At 71.7% G+C, this 25919-nt stretch carries 19 protein-coding genes; 7 read left to right on the top strand and 12 right to left on the bottom strand.

Features of this window, described 5'->3' with window-relative positions; translation table 11 throughout:
• Window positions 1-473: 473 nt before the first annotated feature.
• Window positions 474-2159 (bottom strand): ribonuclease J, encoded by a 1686-nt coding sequence (locus ACFWNV_RS30905; RefSeq protein WP_383953425.1) that lies wholly within the window; start codon window positions 2157-2159, stop codon window positions 474-476.
• A gap of 116 nt (window positions 2160-2275) precedes the next feature.
• Complete coding sequence (gene dapA / locus ACFWNV_RS30900; RefSeq protein ID WP_383953423.1) at window positions 2276-3175, bottom strand: 4-hydroxy-tetrahydrodipicolinate synthase; 900 nt, start codon at window positions 3173-3175, stop codon at window positions 2276-2278.
• A gap of 416 nt (window positions 3176-3591) precedes the next feature.
• Here dapA and ACFWNV_RS30895 point away from each other — a divergent pair, with 416 nt between their 5' ends.
• Both ACFWNV_RS30895 and ACFWNV_RS30890 read left to right on the top strand, forming a co-directional pair.
• Entirely contained in the window at window positions 3592-3831 is a 240-nt protein-coding gene (locus tag ACFWNV_RS30895; RefSeq protein WP_243337485.1) for a hypothetical protein, read from the top strand.
• Between the two features lie 48 nt (window positions 3832-3879).
• Entirely contained in the window at window positions 3880-4437 is a 558-nt protein-coding gene (locus ACFWNV_RS30890) for a PH domain-containing protein (protein ID WP_383953421.1), read from the top strand.
• A gap of 60 nt (window positions 4438-4497) precedes the next feature.
• On the opposite strand, the gene ACFWNV_RS30885 is transcribed toward ACFWNV_RS30890, so the two are convergent.
• The 6 genes from ACFWNV_RS30885 to eccD form a co-directional block, all read right to left on the bottom strand.
• Complete coding sequence (locus ACFWNV_RS30885) at window positions 4498-4950, bottom strand: hypothetical protein (RefSeq protein ID WP_383953419.1); 453 nt, start codon at window positions 4948-4950, stop codon at window positions 4498-4500.
• A gap of 19 nt (window positions 4951-4969) precedes the next feature.
• On the bottom strand, window positions 4970-5722 hold the full coding sequence (gene dapB, locus ACFWNV_RS30880) for a 4-hydroxy-tetrahydrodipicolinate reductase (RefSeq protein ID WP_383953417.1): 753 nt from the start codon (window positions 5720-5722) through the stop codon (window positions 4970-4972).
• Window positions 5723-5797: 75 nt separating this feature from the next.
• Window positions 5798-7177 carry a M16 family metallopeptidase gene (locus tag ACFWNV_RS30875; protein WP_383953415.1) on the bottom strand — a complete coding sequence of 460 codons (1380 nt, stop codon included), beginning with the start codon at window positions 7175-7177 and terminating at the stop codon, window positions 5798-5800.
• Entirely contained in the window at window positions 7174-9396 is a 2223-nt protein-coding gene (locus ACFWNV_RS30870) for a polyribonucleotide nucleotidyltransferase (RefSeq protein WP_383953427.1), read from the bottom strand. The genes ACFWNV_RS30875 and ACFWNV_RS30870 overlap by 4 nt, the downstream gene beginning before the upstream one ends.
• A gap of 296 nt (window positions 9397-9692) precedes the next feature.
• On the bottom strand, window positions 9693-9980 hold the full coding sequence (rpsO, locus tag ACFWNV_RS30865) for a 30S ribosomal protein S15 (protein ID WP_267758433.1): 288 nt from the start codon (window positions 9978-9980) through the stop codon (window positions 9693-9695).
• A gap of 172 nt (window positions 9981-10152) precedes the next feature.
• On the bottom strand, window positions 10153-11658 hold the full coding sequence (eccD, locus tag ACFWNV_RS30860) for a type VII secretion integral membrane protein EccD (RefSeq protein WP_383953412.1): 1506 nt from the start codon (window positions 11656-11658) through the stop codon (window positions 10153-10155).
• A gap of 288 nt (window positions 11659-11946) precedes the next feature.
• On the opposite strand from eccD, the gene eccCa reads away from it, so the two are divergent.
• Window positions 11947-15924, top strand: coding sequence for a type VII secretion protein EccCa (gene eccCa, locus ACFWNV_RS30855; protein WP_383953410.1), 3978 nt, complete (start codon window positions 11947-11949; stop codon window positions 15922-15924).
• Between the two features lie 136 nt (window positions 15925-16060).
• Window positions 16061-16306 (top strand): DUF397 domain-containing protein, encoded by a 246-nt coding sequence (locus tag ACFWNV_RS30850; RefSeq protein WP_383953408.1) that lies wholly within the window; start codon window positions 16061-16063, stop codon window positions 16304-16306.
• Between the two features lie 143 nt (window positions 16307-16449).
• On the opposite strand, the gene ACFWNV_RS30845 is transcribed toward ACFWNV_RS30850, so the two are convergent.
• The 4 genes from ACFWNV_RS30845 to eccB all read right to left on the bottom strand — a co-directional run bounded on the left by ACFWNV_RS30845 (window position 16450) and on the right by eccB (window position 20238).
• Window positions 16450-16758 carry a WXG100 family type VII secretion target gene (locus ACFWNV_RS30845; protein ID WP_383953406.1) on the bottom strand — a complete coding sequence of 103 codons (309 nt, stop codon included), beginning with the start codon at window positions 16756-16758 and terminating at the stop codon, window positions 16450-16452.
• 60 nt (window positions 16759-16818) lie between these two features.
• Window positions 16819-17160, bottom strand: a complete 342-nt coding sequence (locus ACFWNV_RS30840; RefSeq protein WP_383953404.1) for a WXG100 family type VII secretion target — start codon at window positions 17158-17160, stop codon at window positions 16819-16821.
• Window positions 17161-17374: 214 nt separating this feature from the next.
• Window positions 17375-18655 carry a type VII secretion-associated serine protease mycosin gene (gene mycP, locus ACFWNV_RS30835; RefSeq protein WP_383953402.1) on the bottom strand — a complete coding sequence of 427 codons (1281 nt, stop codon included), beginning with the start codon at window positions 18653-18655 and terminating at the stop codon, window positions 17375-17377.
• A complete protein-coding gene (gene eccB / locus ACFWNV_RS30830) occupies window positions 18655-20238 on the bottom strand; it encodes a type VII secretion protein EccB (RefSeq protein ID WP_383953400.1) in 1584 nt (527 codons plus the stop codon). The genes mycP and eccB overlap by 1 nt, the downstream gene beginning before the upstream one ends.
• 260 nt (window positions 20239-20498) lie before the next feature.
• Between eccB and eccE the strand changes: the two genes are divergently transcribed.
• From eccE to ACFWNV_RS30815, 3 genes are all read left to right on the top strand, one after another.
• Window positions 20499-21782: a type VII secretion protein EccE gene (gene eccE, locus ACFWNV_RS30825; protein ID WP_383953398.1), complete on the top strand. Its 1284-nt coding sequence runs from the start codon at window positions 20499-20501 to the stop codon at window positions 21780-21782.
• A gap of 89 nt (window positions 21783-21871) precedes the next feature.
• Window positions 21872-22570 carry a hypothetical protein gene (locus ACFWNV_RS30820; protein ID WP_383953396.1) on the top strand — a complete coding sequence of 233 codons (699 nt, stop codon included), beginning with the start codon at window positions 21872-21874 and terminating at the stop codon, window positions 22568-22570.
• Window positions 22571-23224: 654 nt separating this feature from the next.
• Window positions 23225-25840 (top strand): SCO5717 family growth-regulating ATPase, encoded by a 2616-nt coding sequence (locus ACFWNV_RS30815; RefSeq protein WP_383953394.1) that lies wholly within the window; start codon window positions 23225-23227, stop codon window positions 25838-25840.
• The last annotated feature ends 79 nt before the right edge of the window (window positions 25841-25919 follow it).

Below are 25919 nucleotides of genomic sequence, written 5' to 3'. Positions count from 1 at the left end.
TCCACCGAAATGGACGGGGTATCAACTTTTTGGCGTTGATTTTTGGCACGCTGTTGAGTTCTCAAGGAACGGACGCTTCCTTTGTACTCACCCTCTCGGGCTTTCCTCCGGGCTTCGTTCTGTTCTGTTCTTGCGTTTCAGACTCTATCAGACTCTGTCCCGCTTGTTTTCCGCCTTCCGGGTCATTCGCTTTCGCGCTTTTCCCTTTCCGGCGATTCCAACTCTACCAGATCATTTCCGCGCCGTTTCCGGTCTTGGATTTGAATTGGATGGCCATTGGAGAGCCATTCCCTTTCGGGCGAGCCAGACTTTATCAGGTTTCCCTGCTCTGGAATCCCACCCGCCCGCATCGACATGGCCGGGCACACGTGTGTACCGGGGGGTCGTGCGAGGTGGAGACGTAAACGTACTGGAGCGGGGCCCCCGGATGCAAATCCGGTTGCCCCGCTCCGGCGTGGCCGGTACGGCGAGGGTCAGACCTCGACGACGACCGGGAGGATCATCGGGCGGCGGCGGTAGCCGTCCGAGACCCACTTGCCCATCGTGCGGCGGATGAGCTGCTGGATCTGGTGCGGCTCGGCCACACCGTCCGCGGCGGCGCGGGCGATGGCTTCCTCGATCTTCGGCAGCACGGACGTGAACGCCGAGTCCTCGATGCCGGAGCCGCGGGCCTGGATGTTCGGGCCGCTGACGATCTTGCCGGTGGTGCTGTCCACCACGACGTAGACCGAGATGATGCCCTCGTCACCGAGGATCTTGCGGTCCTTGAGGTGGGCTTCGGTGACGTCGCCGACCGAGAGGCCGTCCACGTAGACGTAGCCGGCCTGGACCTTGCCCGAGATGCGGGCCTTGCCGTCGATGAGGTCGACGACGACGCCGTCCTCGGCGATGACGATGCGGTCCTTCGGTACGCCCGTCAGGGCGCCGAGCTCGGCGTTGGCGCGCAGGTGGCGCCATTCGCCGTGGACCGGCATCAGGTTCCGCGGCTTGCAGATGTTGTAGAAGTACAGCAGCTCGCCGGCGGAGGCGTGGCCGGAGACGTGCACCTTGGCGTTGCCCTTGTGCACGACGTTGGCGCCCCAGCGGGTCAGGCCGTTGATCACGCGGTAGACCGCGTTCTCGTTGCCCGGGATGAGCGACGAGGCCAGGATGACCGTGTCGCCCGGGACGATCCGGATCTGGTGGTCGCGGTTCGCCATGCGGGACAGGGCCGCCATCGGCTCGCCCTGCGAACCCGTGCAGACCAGGACGACCTCGTGGGGCGGCAGGTCGTCGAGGGTCTTGACGTCCACGACCAGGCCGGCCGGAACCTTCAGGTAGCCCAGGTCGCGGGCGATGCCCATGTTGCGGACCATCGAGCGGCCGACGAAGGCGACCCTGCGGCCGTACTCGTGCGCGGCGTCGAGGATCTGCTGGATGCGGTGCACGTGGCTCGCGAAGCTCGCCACGATGATCCGGTTGTTGGCGTTGGCGAACACCGTGCGCAGGACGTTCGAGATCTCGCGCTCGGGCGGGACGAAGCCCGGGACCTCGGCGTTCGTCGAGTCCGAGAGGAGAAGGTCGATGCCCTCTTCGCTCAGGCGCGCGAAGGCGTGCAGGTCGGTGAGGCGGTTGTCCAGCGGGAGCTGGTCCATCTTGAAGTCACCGGTGCACACGACCATGCCGGCGCCGGTGCGGATGGCCACGGCCAGGGCGTCCGGGATGGAGTGGTTGACCGCGATGAACTCGCAGTCGAAGGGGCCGAGGTTCTCGCGCTCGCCTTCCTTCACCTCAAGGGTGTAGGGGCGGATGCGGTGCTCCTGGAGCTTGGCCTCGATGAGCGCCAGCGTCAGCTTGGAGCCGATCAGCGGGATGTCCGGCTTCTCCCGGAGGAGGTAGGGGACGGCGCCGATGTGGTCTTCGTGGCCGTGCGTGAGGACGATGCCCTCGATGTCGTCGAGGCGATCCCGGATGGACGAGAAGTCCGGCAGGATCAGGTCGATGCCCGGCTGCTCCTCTTCGGGGAAGAGGACGCCGCAGTCGACGATGAGCAGGCGGCCGTCGAACTCGAAGACGGTCATGTTGCGGCCGATCTCACCGAGCCCGCCCAGGGGGGTGACCCGAAGGCCGCCCTTGGGGAGCTTCGGCGGCGGACCCAGTTCAGGATGCGGATGGCTCAAAAGGTTCTCCTTCACCACGCGCGGCCACGTACCCGTCGAGGCACGTGGCGCGCATGTCATTCGTGCACTTGCTGTTGTCTTGTGTGGTTCTGCTTATTCAGTTGTGAAGTCTGATGTCAGAGCTGTACCCCGCCGGCGGCAAGATCGATCTTGAGCTGCGCCGTCTCTTCGGCGGTCAGCTCGACGAGCGGGAGGCGCAGCGGGCCCGCGGGCAGGCCCTGCAGGTTCAGTGCGCCCTTGGTGGTGATCACACCCTGGGTGCGGAACATGCCGGTGAAGACGGGGAGCAGCTTCTGGTGGATCTCGGTGGCCTTCTGGACGTCGCCGCCCAGGTAGGCCTCGAGCATCTCGCGGAGCTCGGGAGAGACCACGTGACCGACCACGGAGACGAAGCCGACCGCGCCGACCGACAGGAGCGGCAGGTTCAGCATGTCGTCACCGGAGTACCAGGCCAGGCCGCTCTGTGCGATGGCCCAGCTGGCGCGTCCGAGGTCGCCCTTGGCGTCCTTGTTGGCAACGATACGGGGGTGCTCGGCCAGCCGGACGAGTGTTTCCGTATTGATCGGGACACCGCTGCGGCCCGGGATGTCGTAGAGCATGACCGGGAGCTCGGTGGCGTCGGCGATCGCCGTGAAGTGCCGGAAAAGGCCCTCCTGCGGCGGCTTGCTGTAGTACGGGGTGACCGCGAGCAGGCCGTGGGCGCCGGTGCGCTCGGCCTGACGGGCCAGCTCGAGGGTGTGACGCGTGTCATTGGTGCCGATGCCCGCGACCACGTGGGCCCGGTCACCGACCGCTTCGAGTACGGCTCGTACGAGGTCGTTTTTCTCCGCGTCAGTGGTGGTCGGCGACTCACCGGTGGTGCCGTTGATGATCAGGCCGTCGTTGCCTGCATCCACCAGGTGGACGGCGAGCTGCTGCGCGCCGTCGAGGTCAAGTGCGCCATCCGCCGTAAACGGCGTGATCATGGCGGTGAGGACCCGCCCGAAGGGGGTCTGCGGAGTCGAGATCGGAGCCATGGGTAACACGCTACTCGCTGCCATGCTCGCGGTGTCCCCTCGGGGGACGTGATGAGGGTGTTGGAGCCCGGCACTGCCTGCTCGGGGGTTCAAGCAGTGCCGGGTCCGTTTGATCAGCCTAGATGAACTTTACGAAACGTGGCAATACGGACACTTCAGACTTGTTCCGTACATCCGTGCGGAACCGGATGATCGGGGCATACGGGGTGTCGGGGCGGGCAGGGCCGAACGGGCCGCGGGCCCGCCGGGCACGTGGTCGGCGGAGCTGACGCTCCGCCATAAAATTTGGTTAATGTCCCGAAAATCGGCACCGATCGGGCCTCTCGAGCGTCCTACTCCATAGAACGTCCGCCCGTCCTGCCCCCACAGCCCCAGGGCCAGCCCCGGGGTTCTGACCGTGAGGAGAGTCGTCCCCCATGTTCCGCCGGCGCGAACCCGTCCCGTTCGCCTTCGTCGCCGAGGCCGACCGATTCCGCAGCAACGTCACTCCGCCGCCGCGCGAGAGTCTGAGCAAGACCCAGATCGCCGCCCGTAGTCTGGTCGGACTGACCGTCGTCGCGGGGCTCGTCGGATCCCTGCTCTTCGGCATCCCCGCACTGCAGCCGAGCCACGCACCGGCGAAGTCGCAGCAGTCGGAGGCCTCCGAGGGGCGGTAGCCTCACGGGCACAGCCCAACCGAACGTGCATGTGAGTGAGGTCCTGCCGTGCCCCTGCCCTTCCTGACGGCCGACGGCGCATTCGACGCGCACGACACCGGGGAGACGCTCCCCTACGAAGACCCCGACCGCTGGCGTCGCCCCTACCGTCCGGGGCCCTGGCGGGTGGCCATCGCAGCGGTCATGCTGCTGCTCGGCTCGTTCATGCTGTTCGCCACCGTGATCATCGTGGCCGCCGGCACCTGGGCGGGCGCCCTGGGCGGTCTGCTCGCCTCGCTCGCCGTGGTCGGCTCCGCTCTGCGGCTGCTGCGCACGGGCGTCTGGGTGAGCCCCAAGGGGCTGCGCGTGGCCGGGTTCTTCACGACCCGGTCGATCCCCTGGAACCAGGTCGGCGAGGTCCGCACGGTGCAGCAGCCCGTGCGCTGGCTCGGCCTGCCGAGGACCGTGCAGGGCCAGGCCCTGACGGTGGCCGCGCGCGGCGGCGCCGAGCTGCCGGTCCTGCTGACCGACCACAGCGCCGATTTCCTGTCGCGTACCGAGGCCTTCGACCGGGCCGCCGGCTCGGTCGAGGCCTGGGCCGACGAGTACCGGGCCGTGCCGGCCTGAGCCGTCCCGCCCCCACCGCCCCCGAGGGGGCGGCCACCCGCACGGGAAGCCCGTACAGGCTCAGGCTTGTACGGGCTTTCCGTCGTGCAGGGAGATGGCCCGCTGCATGGCCTTGCGGGCCCGCGGGGTGTCGCGGGCGTCGTGGTAGGCGATGGCGAGGCGGAACCAGCTGCGCCAGTCCCCCGGCGCGTCCTCCGTCTCGGCCTTGCGGCGCGCGAAGACCTCGTCGGCCGAGTCCCGCAGGATCCGGCCGTACTTGTCCCGCTCCAGCTCGTCCACGGGCAGTCCGCCCTCTGCCTCCAGCTCGGCTCCGAGCTGGTTGGCCCGGGTGACGAACTGGGTGTTCTTCCAGAGGAACCAGACGCCGATGACCGGCAGGATCAGCACGGCCACCCCGAAGGTGACCGTGAGCAGGGTTCCGTGCCGGATCAGCATCAGGCCCCTGCTGCCGACCAGGACGAAGTACACGACCAGGACCGCGGCCGTGAGGAAGTAGAGGATCTTCGCGCGCATGGGTGAAGCCGCCTGCTCGTCAGCCGAGTTCGAGGAAGTTTTCCAGGCCGAAGGTGAGGCCCGGGGTCTGCGTCACGCGGCGCGCGCCGAGCAGGATGCCCGGCATGAAGCTGCTGTGGTGCAGGGAGTCGTGACGGATGGTCAGGGTCTCGCCCTCGCCGCCGAGGAGCACCTCCTGATGGGCCAGCAGGCCGCGCAGGCGGATCGCGTGGACCGGGACGCCGTCGACGTCCGCGCCGCGCGCGCCGTCGAGGGCGGTGGCGGTGGCGTCGGGCTGCGCGCCGAGGCCGGCCTCGGCGCGGGCGGCCGCGATGAGCTGCGCCGTACGGGTCGCCGTGCCGGAGGGGGCGTCGACCTTGTTCGGGTGGTGCAGCTCGATGACCTCGACGGACTCGAAGTAGCGGGCGGCCTGGGCCGCGAACTTCATCGTGAGGACGGCGCCGATGGAGAAGTTCGGCGCGATGAGCACACCGGTCGCCGGGGAAGCGGCGAGCCAGGTGTTCAGCCGGGCCAGGCGGTCCTCGGTCCAGCCGGTGGTGCCGACCACTCCGTGGATGCCGTGGCGGACGAGGAACTCCAGGTTCTCCATCACCGAGGCGGGGGTGGTCAGCTCGACCGCGACCTGGGCACCGGCCTCGGCCAGCGTCTCCAGCTTGTCTCCGCGGCCGAGGGCGGCCACCAGTTCCATGTCCTCGGCGGCCTCGACGGCCTTGACGGCCTCGGAGCCGATGCGGCCCTGGGCGCCGAGAACTGCCACGCGCAGCTTGCTCATGTCATTCCTTAAAGTGCGTACGGACCCGGGCCCTGTCCCGGGGCCCGGGCGACGTGCTCCTGAGGTGGGGCCCGGCTAGGCGACGGCCTCGTCCAGGCGGGCCGCCTGCTTCTCCTTCAGCGGGCCGATCACCGCGAGCGAGGGCCGCTGGGCCAGGACGTCCTGCGCGACCGAGCGCACCTCGTCGGGGGTGACGGCCGCGATCCGGGCCAGCAGGTCGTCGACCGACATCTGGTCGCCCCAGCAGAGCTCGCTCTTGCCGATCCGGTTCATGATCGCGCCGGTGTCCTCCAGGCCGAGGACGGTGGATCCGGACAGCTGGCCGACGGCCCGCCGGATCTCCTCGTCGGTGATCCCGTCGGCGGCGACCTTGTCCAGCTCGTCCCGGCAGATCCGCAGGACGTCGTGGACCTGGTTGGGGCGGCAGCCTGCGTAGACGCCGAAGAGGCCGGTGTCGGCGAAGCCCGAGGTGTACGAGTACACGCTGTAGGCGAGGCCGCGCTTCTCCCGGACCTCCTGGAAGAGGCGGGAGGACATGCCGCCGCCGAGCGCGGTGTTCAGTACGCCGAGCGCCCAGCGCCGCTCGTCGGTGCGGGCCAGGGCCGGCATGCCGAGGACCACGTGGGCCTGCTCGGTCTTGCGGTTGACCAGCTCGACGCGGCCGGAGGTGCGGATCCGCTTGGTGCCCGTGCGCGGACCGACCGGTTCGGCGTCGGTGCGGGTGAGGGCGCCGGCCTTCTCGAAGGCCGCGCGGACCTGGCGTACGACCTTGTTGTGGTCGACGTTGCCCGCGGCCGCCACGACCAGGTGGGTGGGGTCGTAGTGCTTCTTCCAGAAGCGGCGGATCCGGTCGGCGGTGAGCGCGTTGATCGTGTCGACGGTGCCGAGGACGGGGCGCCCGAGCGGGGTGTCCCCGTACATGGTCTGGGCGAACAGGTCGTGGACCATGTCGCCCGGGTCGTCCTCGGTCATCGCGATCTCTTCGAGGATGACTCCGCGCTCGGCGTCGACATCGGATTCGAGGATCAGCGAGCCGGTGAGCATGTCGCACACGACGTCGATGGCCAGCGGCAGGTCGGTGTCGAGGACCCGCGCGTAGTAGCAGGTGTACTCCTTCGCCGTGAAGGCGTTCATCTCTCCGCCGACCGCGTCGATCGCGGAGGAGATGTCGAGGGCACTGCGCTTCTCGGTGCCCTTGAAGAGGAGGTGCTCCAGGTAGTGCGTGGCGCCGTTGAGCGAGGGCGTCTCGTCCCGGGATCCGACGTTGGCCCAGATCCCGAAGGTGGCGGAGCGGACGGACGGCAGCGTCTCGGTGACCACGCGCAGTCCGCCGGGGAGGACCGTGCGGCGGACGGTGCCGATGCCGTTCGCGCCCTTGAGCAGTGTTTGGGTACGGGCGACGGCCCGCCCCTCCGAAGAGGGGCGGGCCGTCACACGGGAACTACGCGACGTCACTTGTCGGAGTCGTCCTTGTCAGCGTCGTCGCCGGCGGCCTCGCCGTCGATCACGGGGACCAGGGAGAGCTTGCCGCGCGAGTCGATCTCGGCGATCTCGACCTGGACCTTGGTACCGACCGCGAGCACGTCCTCGACGTTCTCCACGCGCTTGCCACCGGCGAGCTTGCGGATCTGCGAGATGTGCAGCAGACCGTCCTTGCCGGGCATGAGGGAGACGAAGGCACCGAAGGTGGTGGTCTTGACGACCGTACCCAGGTAGCGCTCGCCGACCTCCGGCATGGTCGGGTTGGCGATCTGGTTGATCGTGGCGCGGGCGGCCTCGGCGGCCGGACCGTCGGCGGCACCGATGTAGATGGTGCCGTCGTCCTCGATCGTGATCTCGGCGCCGGTGTCCTCCTGGATCTGGTTGATCATCTTGCCCTTGGGGCCGATGACCTCACCGATCTTGTCCACCGGGATCTTGACGGTGATGATCCGGGGGGCGAACGGGGACATGGCGTCCGGCGTGTCGATCGCTTCCATCATCACGTCGAGGATGTGGAGGCGGGCGTCGCGGGCCTGCTTGAGGGCGGCGGCCAGAACCGAGGCCGGGATGCCGTCGAGCTTGGTGTCCAGCTGGAGCGCGGTGACGAACTCCTTGGTGCCGGCGACCTTGAAGTCCATGTCGCCGAAGGCGTCCTCCGCACCGAGGATGTCGGTGAGGGCGACGTAGTGGGTCTTGCCGTCGATCTCCTGCGAGATCAGGCCCATGGCGATACCGGCGACGGGGGCCTTGAGGGGCACACCGGCGTTCAGCAGCGACATGGTGGAGGCGCAGACCGAGCCCATGGACGTCGAACCGTTGGAGCCGAGGGCCTCGGACACCTGACGGATCGCGTAGGGGAACTCCTCGCGCGTCGGGAGGACCGGCACGATCGCGCGCTCGGCGAGCGCGCCGTGGCCGATCTCGCGGCGCTTCGGCGAACCGACGCGGCCGGTCTCGCCGACCGAGTACGGCGGGAAGTTGTAGTTGTGCATGTAGCGCTTGCGGGTCACCGGGGAGAGGGTGTCCAGCTGCTGCTCCATGCGGAGCATGTTGAGGGTGGTGACGCCCAGGATCTGGGTCTCGCCACGCTCGAACAGCGCCGAGCCGTGCACGCGCGGGATGGCCTCGACCTCGGCGGCGAGGGTACGGATGTCCGTGATCCCGCGGCCGTCGATGCGGACCTTGTCCTTGATGACGCGCTCGCGGACCAGGGCCTTGGTGAGGCTGCGGTACGCGGCGGAGATCTCCTTCTCGCGGCCTTCGAAGGCCGGGAGGAGCTTCGCGGCGGCGATCTCCTTGACGCGGTCCAGCTCGGCCTCGCGGTCCTGCTTGCCCGCGATGGTCAGCGCCTGGGAGAGCTCGCCCTTCACCGCGGCCGAGAGGGCCTCGAAGACGTCGTCCTGGTAGTCCAGGAAGACCGGGAACTCGCCCTCGGGCTTGGCGGCCTTGGCCGCCAGGTCCGCCTGGGCCTTGCACAGGGCCTTGATGAAGGGCTTCGAGGCGTCGAGGCCGGCGGCCACGACCTCCTCGGTCGGCGCCTCGGCGCCGCCCTTGACCAGGGCGATGGTCTTCTCGGTGGCCTCGGCCTCGACCATCATGATCGCGACGTCGCCGTCCTCGAGCACGCGGCCCGCGACGACCATGTCGAAGACGGCGTCCTCGAGCTCGGTGTGCGTCGGGAAGGCAACCCACTGGCCGCGGATCAGCGCGACGCGGACGCCGCCGATCGGGCCGGAGAAGGGCAGGCCGGCCAGCTGGGTGGACGCGGAGGCGGCGTTGATCGCCACGACGTCGTACAGGTGGTCGGGGTTGAGCGCCATGATCGTCGCGACGACCTGGATCTCGTTGCGCAGGCCCTTCTTGAAGGACGGGCGCAGCGGGCGGTCGATCAGGCGACAGGTGAGGATCGCGTCCTCGGAGGGGCGGCCCTCGCGGCGGAAGAACGAGCCGGGGATCTTGCCGGCCGCGTACTGGCGCTCCTCGACGTCCACCGTCAGGGGGAAGAAGTCGAGCTGGTCCTTGGGCTTCTTCGACGCGGTGGTGGCGGAAAGCACCATCGTGTCGTCGTCCAGGTAGGCAACGGCGGAGCCGGCGGCCTGGCGGGCCAGACGGCCCGTCTCGAAGCGGATGGTGCGGGTGCCGAAGGAACCGTTGTCAATGACGGCCTCGGCGTAGTGGGTCTCGTTCTCCACTAGCGTTTTCTCCATTTTCGTCGTCTCCGTCCGCCACCCGTGTGGTGGTGGACGGTTGCGGAGAAGCGCTCCTGGCGTGCGGGCCGGTCTTCGATCGAAGCAGCCGGGCGAAGCCGCGTACGGGCTTTCCGGATGCCACTACCGAGGACCGGCGGCGTGGGAGGGCGCTCCTCCTCTTCAGTTGTGCGCGTCTTGCGACGCGGACGCTTCCAGACTACAAAGCGTCCGGTACGTCGCGCACGTACAGCAAAGGGAGCGGCCCACTCAATGTGGGAACCGCTCCCTTCACAGCGTCTTTACTTGGCGCCGGCCGCACCGCGGCGGATGCCGAGGCGCTCGACCAGCGTACGGAAGCGCTGGATGTCCTTCTTGGCCAGGTACTGCAGCAGGCGGCGACGCTGGCCGACCAGGATCAGCAGACCACGACGGGAGTGGTGGTCGTGCTTGTGGAGCTTGAGGTGCTCGGTCAGGTCCGAGATGCGGCGGGACAGCATCGCGACCTGGACCTCGGGGGAGCCGGTGTCGCCCTCCTTGGCACCAAACTCTGCGATGAGCTGCTTCTTGACTGCGGCGTCGAGCGGCACGCGTACTCCTTGTAATAGGTCTACATAGCCACCGAGTGCCCCAGGTCGAATTCTCTGGGGATCTTCCGTAACTCGGGAGGCGGGGTCCGCTGAGCGCAGCTTCCGGAGGACTCCGGGAGCGCGTACACAAGCGGCCGTCACACAGCGTACCAGGCTGCCGCAGCCCCTCGTCTCAGCTGGTGAGAGCGCGGGCCCGGGCGTAGACGTCGAGCACGGCCAGGGCCAGCGGGACCAGGCTGAGCAGGACCGCCGCCTCGGTGAGGTCGAGCAGCCGCCCCCAGAAGGGTGACAGACCCTTGCGCGGAATGACCAATGCAATTCCGGCGAAGAGGGCCGCACCGGCGGCGACCGCGGCGGAGAGCCAGAGCGTACGGATCTCCAGGCCGCTGTGGTCCCCGTACAGGGCGAGCTCCTTGAGCAGGGCGAGCGGCGGGTGCATCGCGAGGCCCAGGACGAGCAGGCCCAGGGCGGCGAAGCCGGCCACGAGGGTGCAGGCGACCTGGGAGGTGTAGCGGAAGAGGCGGGCGCGCAGCAGCATGGCGAGCCCGGTGGCCAGGGCCAGGAGCCGGGCCCAGGTGTTGTCCGAGAAGCCGAGGACGGCGGCCGAGCCGACGGCGACGGCGGCGCAGCCGCCGACGAGGCCGAGGAGCATCTCGTGGCCGCGGCGGGCCTGGGCGGCGATGGCCTCGGCGTCGAGCGGGGCTCCGGAGTCGTGTCCGTCGGTGGCGGAGCGCTCACCGTACGGCTCGCTCTCGTAGCGGTCCGGGGTCTCGTACTCGGCGGTGGCGCTCTGCGGGGCGGCGTAGCCGATGGGGAGGCGGGCGAAGCGGGCGGAGAGGCCGGGGAGGAAGGCGACGAGGCCGATGGCGGCGGGGGCGCAGACGGCCGCGGCGGAGGTGGCTCCGGCGTCGGCGGCGATCGCGGCGAAGGTGGCCAGGGTCCCGGTGGCGGCGAGGAAGGTGGTCGCCACGAAGGGGGCGTCGCCGTCGGGGGTGAGCGCGACGAGGGCGACGGAGGCGACGAGCACGCAGACGCAGCCGAGGAGGAACTGGAGCCGGCCGGGGCCCTGGCCCGCGGCGGGGGCGATGATGCCGGCGCCGGCGAGCAGCAGGTGCGGTACGGCGGCGAGGCCGAGGGCGACGGCGGAGCCCCGGTCGCGGTAGACCCGGGCGCGGACGCCCGCGGTGGCGGTGAGGAGCAGGCCGACGGAGCCGGCGATGATGCCGGGCAGTCCGTGCATGTCGTGCAGGACGGGGTCGGCGTACCAGAGGACGAAGCCGAGCAGGACGAAGAGGACGGCGGCGCCGGTCAGGCCCGCGCCGCGCAGCATGTCGTCGCTCCAGCGGTGGCGGTCGCGCACCACGGCGGCGGCGACGGCGTCGGAGACGTCGTCGAAGACGGCGGGCGGCAGGGATTCCGCGAAGGGGCGCAGGCTGAGGACTTCGCCGTCGAGGACCTGCTGGGCCGCGAGGGTGCGGGCGCCGTCGAGGACGGTGCCGCTGCGCAGGACCAGGTGGAAGCCGGTGGGTGCGCCGACGGGCTGGGTCTGGCCGGTGAGGCGCAGCAGCTCGGGGTAGATGTCGGCGACGGCGATGTCCTCGGGGAGGGCGACGTCTATGCGGCTGTCGGGAGCCACGACGGTGACCCTGCGGAAGCCGGTCGCCTCGGCGGTGTTCACCTGATGCCCCCCGGTGGGTGTGTGCGTTGGTGTGCGCGGGTGTGTGTTGCCGTGTGTTGCCGTGTGTTGCCGTGTGTTGCTGTGCCTGGGTGTGCGCCGGCGAGGGTGGTCCGTCCGCCGGTGCGCAGCCGATTCGCGGATGCGCATGCCGCGCGCGCCACCCTACCGGGAGGCCCGGTGACTGTCGGCAAGTAGGATCACCTCTCTGCGGAGGAGACCCCCTTCGCGCCCGGGACTTGAGGGCGCCGGTTGCGACGTCCCGTCTGTTTTCGAGGGATTGATGCTCCGGTGAGCCAGATCGTCGTCAAACGTCCGCCGCGGTCGCTGCCGCCGGAAGTGCCTTCGGACGAACTCAGGCTTGAGGCACCGCCGGAACTTCCCCGGGGGCAGCAGGAGGGCGTGCTGATGCAGCTCCTCCCGATGCTCGGGATGGGCTCGTCCGCCGTCTTCTTCTTCATGCCGGGTGCCGCGCCGTTCATGCGCATCATGGGCGTGCTGATGATGGTGTCGACGGTGGGCATGCTGGTGGCCCAGCTGGTGCGGCACCGGCGCGGTACGCAGGGGCAAATGGCGGATATCCGGCGGGACTACCTCAAGTACCTGGCGCAAACCCGTCGTCAGGTACGGAGGACCGCGCGGGCCCAGCGTGACGCGCAGCTCTATCTGCACCCGGCTCCGGAGCAGTTGTGGTCGGTGGTGGCCGAGGGTTCGCGGCTGTGGGAGCGGCGGGTCGGCGATCCGGACTTCGGGCAGGCCCGGCTGGGGCTGGGCGCGCAGCGGCTGGCGACCCCGCTGGTGGCTCCGGACACGGCGCCGGTGGACGAACTGGAGCCGCTGACGGCGGGCGCCATGCAGCGTTTCCTGAGGGTGCACTCCTCGCTGGACGGGCTGCCGATGGCGGTGTCGTTGCGGGCGTTCTACCACGTGACGGTCTCCGGGGAGCCGGAGTCGGCGCGGGGCACCGCGCGGGCGCTGGTGGCCCAACTGGCGACGCTGCACTCCCCCGAGGACCTGATGGTGGCCGTGGTGGCGGCGCCCGGTTCGGTGGCGGAGTGGGACTGGGTGAAGTGGCTGCCGCACACCCAGCTGCCGGGGCAGATCGACGGGGCCGGCACGAAGCGGCTGTTCGGCGACGACCTCGGGGAGGTGGAGGGGCTGCTCGGTTCCCGCCTGGAGGGGCGGGCTCGGTTCAGCCGGGAGGGCTCCCCCGTGCTGGACCAGCCGCACGTGGTCCTCGTACTGGACTCGGGGTCCCGCGGGGGTCTGGTGCCGCCGGACTCGGTGTTCGCGGCGGCGGAGGGTCTGCAGGGGGTCACCGTGGTCGAGGTGGTGGCGGGCGAGCTGGACGAGGCGCGCGGCGGGCTGTCGGTCGTGGTGCGGCCGGGCCGGCTGCGGCTGGAGTCGGGTGCGGGCTTCGCCTACGAGGGTCTGCCGGACACCCTGTCGCTTCCGGCGGCCGAGGCACTGGCCCGGCAGCTGGCGCCGCTGCGGACGGGCGGCGGGGACGACGACGAGCCGCTGCTGGCCAATCTGGACTTCACCGACCTGCTGAACCTGGGCGACGCGGCCGCCGTGGACGTGGCCCGGACCTGGCGGCCGCGCTCGGCCGGCGAGCGGCTGCGGGTGCCGATCGGGGTCGGCGAGGACGGCTCCCCGGTGATGCTGGACCTGAAGGAGGCCGCGCAGGAGGGCATGGGCCCGCACGGTCTGTGCGTGGGCGCGACCGGTTCCGGCAAGTCGGAGCTGCTGCGCACGCTGGTGCTGGGGCTGGCCGTCACGCACACCTCGGAGACGCTGAACTTCGTGCTCGCCGACTTCAAGGGCGGTGCGACCTTCACCGGGATGGGGCAGATGCCGCACGTGGCGGCGGTCATCACCAACCTGGCGGACGACCTCACGCTCGTGGACCGCATGGGCGACTCGATCCGCGGCGAGCTGCAGCGCCGCCAGGAGCTGCTGCGCTCGGCGGGCAACTACGCGAACATCCACGACTACGAGAAGGCCCGCGCGGCGGGTGCTCCGCTGGAGCCGCTGGCCTCGCTGGTGCTGGTCATCGACGAGTTCTCCGAGCTGCTGACCGCGAAGCCGGACTTCATCGACATGTTCATCCAGATCGGCCGCATCGGCCGGTCGCTGGGCGTGCACCTGCTGCTGGCCTCGCAGCGGCTGGAGGAGGGCAAGCTGCGCGGGCTGGACACGTACCTCTCGTACCGGATCGGTCTGCGGACCTTCTCGGCGGCGGAGTCGCGGACCGCGATCGGCGTGCCGGACGCCTACCACCTGCCGTCGGTGCCCGGTTCGGGCTACCTGAAGTTCGGTACGGACGAGATGACGCGCTTCAAGGCCGCGTACGTCTCGGGCACCTACCGCTCGGGCGGGCCGGACCTGTCGGTCGGGCTGTTCCCGGTGGAGCGGCGGCCCGTGCTGTTCACGGCGGCGCCGGTGCCCGTGGTGTACGCGGCTCCGGACCCGGCGTACCTGTCGGCGCGGGCGGAGCAGGAGGCGCGGGCCGGGGACGACGCGCTCGCGGACACGGTGCTGGACGTGATCGTGGGACGGCTGGAGGGGCAGGGGGTGCCGGCGCACCAGGTGTGGCTGCCGCCGCTGGACCAGGCTCCGCCGCTGGACCAGCTGCTGCCGGCGCTGGCGCCGAGCGCGGAGCGCGGGCTGCACGCGGAGGGGTACACGCGGCCGGGCGGGCTGGTGGTGCCGCTCGGGCTGATCGACAAGCCCTTCGAGCAGCGGCGCGAGGTGCTGTACCGGGACTTCTCGGGTGCGGCGGGCCACATGATGGTGGTCGGCGGTCCGCAGTCGGGCAAGTCCACGCTGATGCGGACGCTGATCTCCTCCTTCGCGCTGACGCACACCCCGCGCGAGGTGCAGTTCTACGGGCTGGATTTCGGCGGCGGCGGTCTGTCCTCGCTGGCGGAACTGCCGCACGTGGGCGGGATCGCGTCCCGGCTGGACCCGGAGCGGGTGCGGCGCACGGTCGCCGAGGTGGCCGGGGTGCTGCGCCGGCGCGAGGAGTTCTTCCGCGCGAACGGCATCGACTCGATCGGCACCTACCGGCGCCGGCGGGCCGCGGGCGAGCTGCCCGGGGAGGCCTGGGGCGACGTGTTCCTGGTCGTCGACGGCTGGGGCGGGTTCCGGGGCGAGTACGAGGCCCTGGAGCAGGTCGTCACGGACATCGCGTCCCGCGGACTGGGATACGGCATCCACGTGGTGATCACGGTCGCCCGGTACATGGAGGTCCGGGCCGCGCTGAAGGACCAGATCCTCAGCCGGCTGGAGCTGCGCCTCGGCGATGTCATGGACTCCGAGTTCGACCGCAAGGTGGCGGCGAACGTCCCGACGGGGATGCCGGGCCGCGGCCAGGTCGCGGAGAAGCTGCACTTCCTGGGGGCGCTGCCGCGGGTCGACGGCTCGCACGCGGCGGAGGACCTGTCGGAGGCCACGGCCGCCTTCGTGGACGCGGTGAAGCAGAACTGGACGGGTCAGGCCGCGCCCGGCGTGCGGCTGCTGCCGCGGCTGCTCCACGCGGACCAGCTCCCGAAGGGCGGGGAGTACCCGGAGCGCGGGATCGCGATCGGCATCGACGAGACCGAGCTGGAGCCGGTGTTCGTCGACTTCGAGACCGACCCGTTCCTCCTCGTGTTCGGCGAGAGCGAGTCGGGCAAGACGAACCTGCTGCGGCTCATCTCGCAGCGGATCGCGGAGCGCTACGGCCCGGACCGGGCCCGGCTGGTGGTCGGCGACTACCGGCGCAGCCTGCTCGGCGCGCTGCCGGAGGAGCACCTGCTGGAGTACGCGCCGATGGCGAGCTCCCTGCAGATGCACATGGAGGCGCTGGCCGGGGTGTTCGCCCGCCGGCAGCCCCCGCAGGACGTCACTCCGCAGCAGTTGCGCGACCGCAGCTGGTGGACGGGCCCGGACGTGTTCATCATCATCGACGACTTCGACCTGGTGGCCACGAGTCAGGGCAATCCGCTGGCGCAGCTGGTGGAGTTCCTGCCGTTCGCGCGCGACACGGGGGTCCGCTTCATCATCGCGCGCAGTTCGGCGGGTGCCTCGCGGGCGCTGTACGAGCCGTTCATGCAGCGGATCAAGGAGCTGGGCGCGCAGGGCGTGGTGCTGTCCGGCGATCCGTCGGAGGGAGACCTGGTCGGCAACGTGCGGCCGCGGCCCATGCCCCCGGGCCGGGCGTCCTTCGTCTCGCGCAAGCGCGGGACCTCGCTGATCCAGATCGGGCGGATGCCGGGGCTGTAGGGCGGACGGCGGATGGCAGATGGCGAACGGCGCGCGGGGCCGGGCGGCCGGGAGGGTTCCGGAAAGCTCCCCGCGCGCGGCCGGCCGGCGTCGATAATCGGCGGCAGGGATCGCACCACCGAAGGAGAGGCCGCGCATGGGCACTCAGCAGGAGAAGGACGAGCTGTACGGGCTCGACATCAGCGGCGTCGAGTGGGAGGGCCCGCCCGGGACCTCTCCCGACGAGGAGCGGGTCGAGATCGCCCATCTGCCCGAGGGAGCGGTGGCGATGCGGTCCTCGCTGGACCGGGACACGGTGCTGCGGTACACCGCCGCCGAGTGGGAGGCGTTCGTACTCGGCGCCAGGGACGGGGAGTTCGACCTCGACCGGGATCCGCGCTAGGACCCGGCCGGGATCCGCGCCAGGACCCGTAGGGCTCCCGCGGACGGAGGAAGGGGCGCGCCCGGTGCGGGCGCGCCCCTTCTCCTCGTGCTTCGCCGTGGCCGGTGGTGCTCCGCCCGGCGGCGCTTCGCGGTACCGCGGGCCTAGTAGGCCTCGGTGAACAGGCGCGAGGCCTTCACGTCGGTGGCGCGGTAGTCGTTCTTGCCGCGCTCGATCAGGTCCGCGACCAGGCGCAGCTGGGCGCGCATGTGGTCGGCCTTGGCGTTGTACTTGCGCTGCAGCTCGACGTACTGGATGTGCGCCTCGCCGTCCCAGGTGTCGGTGACGACCGTCAGGGCCGCGCCCATCTCGTCGAGGTCCTTCTTGATGTTGTCCGAGACGATGCGGATGCGGTCCGCCATCATCTGGACGCTCTCGTACCGGACCTTGGTGTGCCCGTCGTTCGCGGTCATGCTCTTCTCCTTCGCACGGGGCGGGGCAGGTGGGTGGGGAAGCGGATCGGATCCCGCCGGTCAGATCCCGTTGAGGGCGGAGGTGTTGCCACCGCCACTGGCGGACTTGACCGACTGGAAGGCCGAGACCACGTCGTCGTCCTGCGCGTTGCTCAGGTTCTTGGTCTGCCCGACCGCGTTGTGCAGGACGCCGAGCAGCCGGCGGATCTCGTCGTGGTCCTCGTTGACGACCGTCTGCGCGGAGGTGAACCCCGACGCACCCACACCGGTCCAGCCCGCACTGACGGTGGCCAGGATGTCCGCCAGCTCCCGGGACTGCCGGGTGACGCTGTCGGCGGTCTCCGAAATCTTGTTCAGTGCCTGCTTTACCGGGTCATCAGCGAGTCCGAAATTGTTGGTCATCCGAAGCTCCTCATCTCTCAATTCGCCAGACATGAACGGCGGATCGCGCGGCGGAGCGGTGCTTCGAGGGGGCGGTTTTCAGCCACCCGCCCCCGGGTCCCCTCCGCTTCACACACCATCCCCGATCACAGTCGTGAAGCCTCCGATCACTGTAGTCAGTTGATCGGCCTTACCCAACACAGCCCTTTGGGATCTGTTGATGAACCGTGACCGTTCACAGCAAACGGCGCCGCCGGTTCCGGGCCTCCCGCACCACCGTGGCGGTACCGGCGATCACGGCGATGAGCACGCCCCCGATCCCCAGCGCGTACGTGCCGAGCCGTTCGTCGCGTTCGCGCGCCGTCTCGCTCGTGTGCATCGCGGCCGGTTCCGGGGCCGCCGCACGGGGCGGCCCGGGATCCGGTACGGGGGCCTTGGGGGGCTCCGCCCCCGCCGCGGACTGGGTCAGCGCGCGGACCGGGTCGACGACGCCCCAGCCCACGTAGTCGTCGTGGCCCTTGACGGAGCGCTCCGCGGTGTTCTGGAGCTGCCAGATCACTTCCTGCGCCGTCCACTCGGGGTGCTTGGCGCGCAGCAGGGCGGCCACCCCGGCGACGTAGGGGGCGGAGAAGCTGGTGCCGTTGTCCACGCACTGGCCGAAGCCGGGGACGGTGGAGACCATGTCGACCCCGGGCGCCGCGATCCCGATGAAGGAGCCGGGCTGGGAGAAGGCGGCGCGCTCGTTGTTGCGGTCCGAGGAGCCCACGGCCAGGACGCCGGGGAAGGCCGCCGGGTAGGTGGCGCGCTTCTTCCCGGTCAGGCCCTCGTTGCCCGCCGAGGCGACGACGACCACGTTGGCCTCCACGGCCTTCTTGACGGCCTGGCCGAGCTTGGAGTCCTGGGTCATCGCCGCCTCGGTGTCCTGCGAGATGTTGATGACCTGGGCGCCCTTGGACACCGCGTGCGTGATGGCCTCGCTCAGGGTCTCGGCGTTGCCGTTGCCCTGCCCGTCGTTCTGCCGGATCGGGATGATCGTGGCCTCGGGGGCGAGCCCGACGAAGCCGGTACCGGGCTTCGGGCGGGCCGCGATCAGCCCGGCGACCTTGGTGCCGTGCCCGACGGTGTCCGCGGTGCCGTCGCCCTTGGCGTCGAGGAAGTCGCGGCCCGCCCCGATGTCGAGGGCGTCGCTGAGCTGCGGGTTGACCCGGTCGACGCCGGTGTCGATGACGGCCACGCGGACGCTCTTCCCGTCCTTGGAGCGGCCCTTGGTGTCCACCCACAGCTCATCGAGCAGCAGCCGCTGGAGCGCCCAGGGCCGGTCCTCGATCTGCTTCTTCATCGGGAAGGTGCACTCGCCGGCGCCCGCGAGGCGCAGCGGGTACGGGGTCTCGCGCGCGCTCCCGTACGAGGACTGCGGCGCGGCCCCCAGGCCGAGGGCGGCGGCCGCCAGCAGGGCGGCGAGGGCGGGCTTCGCCGCGGTGCGCACGAGGGCGGGCTTCGCCGCGCTGCGGCGCATCACGAACCCTGGGGCTGGCGGGCGGAGTTGCTGTCGAGGCGGGGCCCCTTGGAGAGGAACTCCGACCAGGCGATGGGCACCGTCACCGGGACCACGTCCGCGTAGCCGAGCCGGGCCTGGGCCTGGCTCGGCGCGGGGCGGCCGTCGGAGGTGGCGGGCCCGCCCTGGCCGGGGCTCGCACCCGGTCCGGGTGAGGGCTGGGCCGCGTCGCTGTCGCCGTTGGCCTGGACGGCGTACCGCAGGCCGGTGTCGGTGACCAGGAAGAGCGCGCCGCCCGCGGTGGTCTGGCGGCCCTGCGCCTGCGTGTAGAGGAGGCCGGTGCCCGGAGTGACGTAGGCGCTCGTGCCGGTGGCGGTGATGTCGACGGGGAATCCGGTGCCGGCCCAGGTGCTCAGTGTCTGGCGGCCCTGGGCGTCGACCGAGCGCAGCACGCTGCAGACGGTGTCGCGGGCGCCGTCCGCCGCGGCTCCGGTGGCGCGCACCTCGTTGATCCGGTCGGTCTTCTTCTGCGGCCACTTCGCGTCGCCCTTGAAAGGCGTGCGGTCCGGGTTGATGGACTGGAGGTCCACCTCGTGGGGCTTGCCGTGCATGTCCAGCCGGTCGGTGGCGGGCGAGGAGATCATCAGCCAGGCGACGAAGTCGGAGACGGGGACCACCTTGCCGGGCACCACCAGGTAGTGCTGCGCGCCGGAGCCGGTCACGGCCTTCAGCACCATGCCGACCTTGTCGTCGGTGCTGGCCAGGCCCTTGACCCCGGCGGCCGTCCCGGCCTTGCCGCCCGGCAGCTCGGGGAAGGCCAGGTCGTCGCCGGAGCCGAGGGTGGCCAGCCACTCCTCGGTGACCGGCTGCGGTACGGCGCTGCCGCCGACCAGCGCGTTGGTCATGGTGCGCGCGTCCGCGGTGCCCTCGGGGAACTTGTACTTCGTGCCCGTCGCGTCGACGAGGTAGCGGGCCCTGCCCTGGCCGGTGCTCTGGACGTACAGGGCCTGGGAGTCGGAGAGCCGGCGCCCGTCGTCCATCAGGTGCGCCTCGCGGTCGGCCAGGACGAAGGCGGCCGTCTGCACGCCCTTGCCGTTGCCGCCGGGCTGCTGGCAGACGGCCCAGCGCTTGGCCTTCCCCGCCTCCGCGGGGGCGGGGAGCCGGTCGGGGGCGTACGGGATGCCGATGATGGGGCCGCGCGGAAGCTTGCCGGCGTCCAGCACCTTGTCCTCGACCTGCACGACCTTGGCCTTGTTCGGGTCGAGCAGCAGGCGGGCGGAGGCGAGGTTGAGCACGGGGTGCAGGCGGGTCTGGTCCTTGCCGTTGACCTTGGTGGTCAGGACGACGTAGCGGGTCGTCGAGTCCTTGCCGACGATGACGTGGTCGCCGGGGGTGTCCCAGCCCTTGGGGGCCGTCGGCTTGAACATCCCCCAGGCTCCGAAGGCGGCGAGGACGACCGCCGCGGTGATCACACCGGGCAGGACGGCGCGCAACGGTCGCGGAGCACCCTCCTCCGAGCCGCTCGCGGAAGGCTGAAGGAACGCGGCCACCGTGCGTCGCTTCGCAAAGGTGTACGCGTTGAGCTCATCACGTCGTGAGGCCATGGCCGCCTGATTCTCCCCGCACGGCCCGGTCGGTGGGTACGGTCTCCGGGCCTCTATTGTCCGACCGGCCACCTACTATGCCTCTTGACGGAGGGTGGGCGGGGGCCGGGTAGGGTGAGGCAGCCGCTCCACGCCTTCCTGGCCGGGGGAAACAGGGGTGTTGGGGCGGATTGGGGAGATTCCGGGGGCGAGCGGCCGGCTGTCGCGCGTGCTGCCGGGGCTCAGGGGTACGGACCCCGGAAAGGTGAGGTGCGCGAGTGATGGCCACTGCCGTGAGGCCGCGGACCGGGGCGCCCGCACCCGCGCCCGCCGGAGTGACCCCGCATCCGAAGTCCGGCCCGGGGCGTTTCGGGCCGTTCCGATTGCAACAACTCGTGCTCCTCCAGGTCGCCACGGCCGCCCTGTTGGCGGCCTGGGTGGTGGAACCGCTGCTGCTGGCACCGGCCGGTGTGCTCGCCCTGGTCCTCGTCCTGCTCGCGGTCGTCCGCAGGCACCGGCGTTCGCTGCCCGAGTGGATCGGCGGAGCGCTGGCGCTGCGCGCACGCCGCCGCCGGGCCGCCGCCACGGCGGTGCCGGCCGGCACGGAGCCGGGGCTGGCCCCGCTCGTCGAGGCCGAACCGGCTTTGCGCACGCTCACGTTCAGCGAGCGGGAGCGCGACCGTGACCGGCGGCCCGTCGGGATGGTCGGCGACGGCACCTTCCTGACCGCGGTGGTCCAGGTCGACACGGACGCCACCGCACTGCGGCCCGACCGGGCGGCGCGGCCGCTGCCGCTGGCCCTCGTACGGGACGTCCTCGAAGTGGACGGCATCCGGCTGGAGTCGGCGCAGCTCGTGCAGCACACCCAGCCGGCCCCGGCTCCGCACCTGCCGGCCCAGTCGATGGCCGCGCGCAACTACGCCCCGCTCCAGGCCCTGACCGGGAGCCCGGCGGTGCGGCTCACCTGGATCGCGCTCAAGCTGGATCCGGAGCTGTGCCCCGACGCGGTCACCGCGCGCGGGGGCGGGCTGGTGGGGGCGCAGCGGTGTCTGGTGCGGGTCGCGGACCAGTTGGCGAGCAGGCTCGCGGGGGCCGGGTTCCGTGCGACGGTGCTCACGGAGCAGGAGCTGACGGGCGCACTGGCCACGTCCTCCTGTGCGAACCCGATGGCGATCACGCAGGCGGGGCGGTCGGCGGCCACGGGACGGCGTACCGAGGAGACCTCGCGGACCTGGCGCTGCGACGACCGGCGGCACACCACGTACTGGATCAGCCGCTGGCCCCAGTTGGGCGGGGGCGGGGCGGGACTTCCGCAGTTCGTCGCGCTGTTGACCTCGCTGCCCGCGCTGGCGACGAACTTCAGCCTGACCATGACCCCGGCCGCCCGGCACGAGGTCACCCTGACCGGGCACGTACGGCTCACCGGACGCAGCGACGAGGAACTCGTCACCGCGCGGCGCGGGCTGGAGCAGACGGCCCGGGGAGTCAAGGCCGGGCTGGTGCGGCTGGACCGCGAACAGGTGCCGGGGCTGCTGGCGTCGCTGCCGCTGGGAGGTGCGCGATGAGGGGCTCTCGCTCTACGGGGCGTTCCGCGGGGCGTTCCGCGCCGGGGTCGGAGCAGGCGTCGGCGCAGAGGCCGGAGCCGCGGGGCTCGATGCGGGGCGGCTTCGGGCTGGTCGGCCCGCGCCGGGAGCGGCACGTGGTGCAGGCCGCGGAGCTGGACGCGCTCGCGCTGCCCGTCGGCGACGACGGGGTCGTCATCGGCGTGGACTCGGGGGGCCGCCCGGCGGTCCTCGGCATCAACCGGCCCACGCCGTACGAGGTCACGCTCATCGGCGGCCTGTGGACGGCGCAGGTCCTCGCCCTGCGGGCGGCCGCCACCGGGGCGCGGGTGACGGTGGAGACCGGGCGCGGCCAGGTGTGGTCCGGGCTGGCCCAGGCCGCGGGCGGCGGCCAGCAGTGCGTGACCCTGCACGACGTGGGCCGGGTCCCGCCGCAGGGCGCCTCGGCGGGCAGCCCGGTCCTGGTGATCCGCGACTGCGGCATGCGGCCGCCGCGGGGCCGCGTGGCGGCGGGACCCTGGCAGTCCGTCCTGACCCTGCTCCCGTACCTGAGCCCGGCGGCCCCCCGACTGGTGCGCAACGCCTCCCTGGTCGGCATCCAGCGGGTCTCCCCCGACGAGGCCGAACAGCTCGGCCGCCTGATGCTGCTGCCCGCGGCGGCGGTGGAGTCCCTGCCGACGCTGGGCGACGGGGTCACCCTGTGGTGCACCGAGCGGGACCGCCAGTTCGTGATGACACAGCCGACGGATGGCGAAACGGGCCTGCTGGGCCCGTCACGACGCATCGACTGACCGGCGGGAGCCAGGAGTACTGCGAGGTTCAGCCTCACGGGGGACCCCGGGTCGCGGGGTGGGCACTCGGGAGGGACCGGTTCGAGGGACGTGACGCGCGGATCCTGGTCGGCCCGGGTCTGCGCGTGCGGGGCACCCGGGAACTCGGCGGTCCGGGAGTCGGCGGCCGCGGCCGCCGGCCCGAAGCGGGCAGAGCATGCGCGACCGTGGAACCGGGAGGGCGTGCAGCCTGCTCAGGCGCGGTCCTCGCCGTCGGACCTTTGCAGACCGGGGCTGACGTGCCGAGCCGGGCAAGGGGAGGAGTCGGGCGGAAGTCCGCGGCGGGGGCGGGTTGGCGATCCGCAGGGTGGGAACGGGTGGGGTGGGGGCCGGTACGCATGCGGTGGCCGGCTGAGGGCCTGCGCGCACGCGTCGGGTTGCCCGAGCGGCCCGTAGGGCGGGAGCGGGGTGGCCCGTGGCGGTCTGCCGGGGCGGAGGGGGAAGGGGATTGGCCGGGGATCCGGCCTCATGGGCAGGATGGGGCGGCCCGGGACTTGCCGTCGGCCTTGGGTACGGGCAGACGGGGGCGGATACCGGCTGCGGGACCCGATTAGGCTGGGCGGCGGCGTGGCGCGGTGGGACGCCGGACCAGTGTTCGACATATCAGGAGGACCAGTGAGCGGCGATCGGAACGAGAGGCGCGGCGGGACGTGGGACGTCCCGACGGACGATCAGTCCGACGCGGAGCCCGAGCTGACGGGCGAGTTCACCATCGACTACACCCCGCCGGCCTGGTACACGCAGGGCGCCGCCCCGGCGGCCGCCGCGATCCCGGGCCTGCCCGAGGGCAGCGGCTTCGAGCCCCACCGGCCGCCGTCGGACCTGGAGACGCCTCCGACGATGCGCATCGCGCCGCCGACTCCGCGCGCGGAGTCGAACGCACAGGCACCGAGGCAGGGACAGGGACAAGCACAGGGACAGGCCTCGGGCGTGCCGTACCCGGGCACCCCCGACGCACCCACGGCACTGACCGGGAACCCCTCGGCCGCCGCACCGTACGCTCCGGCCGCCGACGCCCCTGTTCCGCCCCACCCGCCGGCGCCAGGCACCGGACTGCCGTCGCAGCACCTGTCGGCCCCGGACAACGCCGCACCGCCCCAGGCTCCGGCCCCGGGCACCGGGCTGCCGTGGCAGCCGGCGGCTCCGAACAGCCCCGAACCGGCCTACGTCCCGGTCCCGGACCCCGGACTCCCGGCGTACCCGTCGGCCGCAGACAGCGCCGCGCCTTCCCACACGCCGAGCCCTGAGACCGGACCGCCGCCGGTCCCGCCGGTCCCGTCGGGCTCTGACAGTGCTGTACCGCCCCACGCCCCGGCCCCGGCCCCGGAAACCGAACTGCCGCCGTACCCGGGCACCCCGGCCCCGCCGCAGCCCTCGGCCATCGACGCTGCCGCCCTGCCGCCGGCCCCGCCGGTCCCGCCGGTCTCGGACAGCGCCGTACCGTCCCGCACGCCGGACCCGGCGGCCGCCGACGCTGCCGTCCCGCCGTACGCGCCGGTCGCGGACGGTGGCGCGGCTGCCGGCGGTGAGGGTGCGGAAGGTGTCGTGGCGCAGGGGTGGCCGGGCGGAGGCCCGGATGCCGGGGCGCCGGCCGATCGGGAGCCCCTGGGCGACCCGTACGCGTCCGCGCCCACCGGCGCGGAGCACGGCGACCCGCCGGCCCGCCCGGACGCAGCGGCTTCGTACGCCGCCCGCCCGCCGTACGAGAACCCGGCGCCGCCCGCTGTCGTGCGTACGCCGACTCCCCCTGCGGGGACGGCCGTTCCGGCGCCGCGCGCGGCGGACACGTTCGAGGGATCTCCCGGCGCCGAACTGCCGCGGTGGCATTCGGAGTTGACTTCGCCGGTGGATCCGCAGGCCGGGTACGACATCCTGCCGCCCGCCCCTCACCAGCCCCAGCCCCAGGCGCCGACGCCGGCGCCGGACGCCGGGTACGGATTCCCGCCCGCCCAGCAGCCGCAGCAGCAGCAACAGCCGCCGCAGCCCCAGCAGTACGCCGATCCCCGCGGCGGCCAGTGGCAGCAGGGTCCCCCCGGTCCGCAGGGCCCGCAGGGTCCCCACGGGCACGACCCCCGCTACGGTGCGGCGCAGCCCTCCGGCGGCGCCCCCCTCGGCTACACCGCGGCCGTCGAGCTGTCTTCCGACCGCCTGCTCCGCGGCAAGCAGAAGGCGAAGAGCGGGAACAACGCCTCCGGAGGCGGCGGTCTGTTCCGGTTCGGCGGCAAGGCGGCGGAGGCGGAGCGGCGCCGCAAGCTGGAGCTGATCCGCACGCCGGTCATGTCCTGCTACCGCATCGCCGTCATCAGCCTGAAGGGCGGCGTCGGCAAGACCACGACCACCACCGCCCTCGGCGCCACCCTCGCCACGGAGCGCCAGGACAAGATCCTGGCCATCGACGCGAACCCCGATGCCGGCACGCTCGGCCGCCGCGTGCGCCGCGAGACCGGGGCCACGATCCGGGACCTGGTCCAGGCGATCCCGTACCTGCACTCGTACATGGACATCCGCCGGTTCACCTCCCAGGCGCCCTCCGGTCTGGAGATCATCGCCAACGACGTGGACCCGGCCGTCTCGACGGCCTTCAACGACGAGGACTACCGCCGCGTCATCGAGACGCTCGGCCGCCAGTACCCGATCATCCTCACCGACTCGGGCACGGGGCTCCTCTACTCCGCCATGCGCGGGGTCCTGGACCTGGCCGATCAGCTGATCATCATCTCGACCCCGTCGGTGGACGGCGCGAGCAGCGCCAGCACCACCCTCGACTGGCTCTCCGCGCACGGGTACGCGGACCTCGTCTCGCGTTCCCTCACGGTGATCTCGGGGGTCCGCGAGACCGCCAAGATGATCAAGGTCGAGGACATCGTGCGGCACTTCGAGACCCGCTGCCGCGGAGTCGTCGTGGTCCCCTTCGACGACCACCTCGCGGCCGGCGCCGAGGTCGACCTCGACATGCTCCGGCCCAAGACGCGCGAGGCCTACTTCAACCTCTCCGCCCTGGTCGCCGAGGACTTCATCCGCGCCCAGCAGCAGGCCCCCCAGAACCACTGGGGCCAGCCCCAGCCGCCCCAACAGCCCTACCCGCAACAGCAGCCCCCGCAGCCGCACCAGTACCAGCAGCCGCAGGCCCCGTACGGGCAGCAGCCCTACCCCACCCCCGGCCAGCCCTGGCCCCAGCAGCCCGGTCAGCCCCAGCCGGGCGGGCCCCCGCGCGACCCGCGCCTGGGCTGACGCGGCCGGCGCACGCACGGCACCGGCACGGCACAAGCGCGAGGGCCCGTACCGCCCCGGGATCCCCGGGGCGGTACGG

The sequence above is a fragment of the Streptomyces sp. NPDC058401 genome (genome assembly GCF_042722885.1).
In the GTDB taxonomy this organism is placed as follows: domain Bacteria; phylum Actinomycetota; class Actinomycetes; order Streptomycetales; family Streptomycetaceae; genus Streptomyces.
Note: the sequence above shows the minus strand (reverse complement) of the source record. Positions and strands in the feature narration are given on the sequence as shown.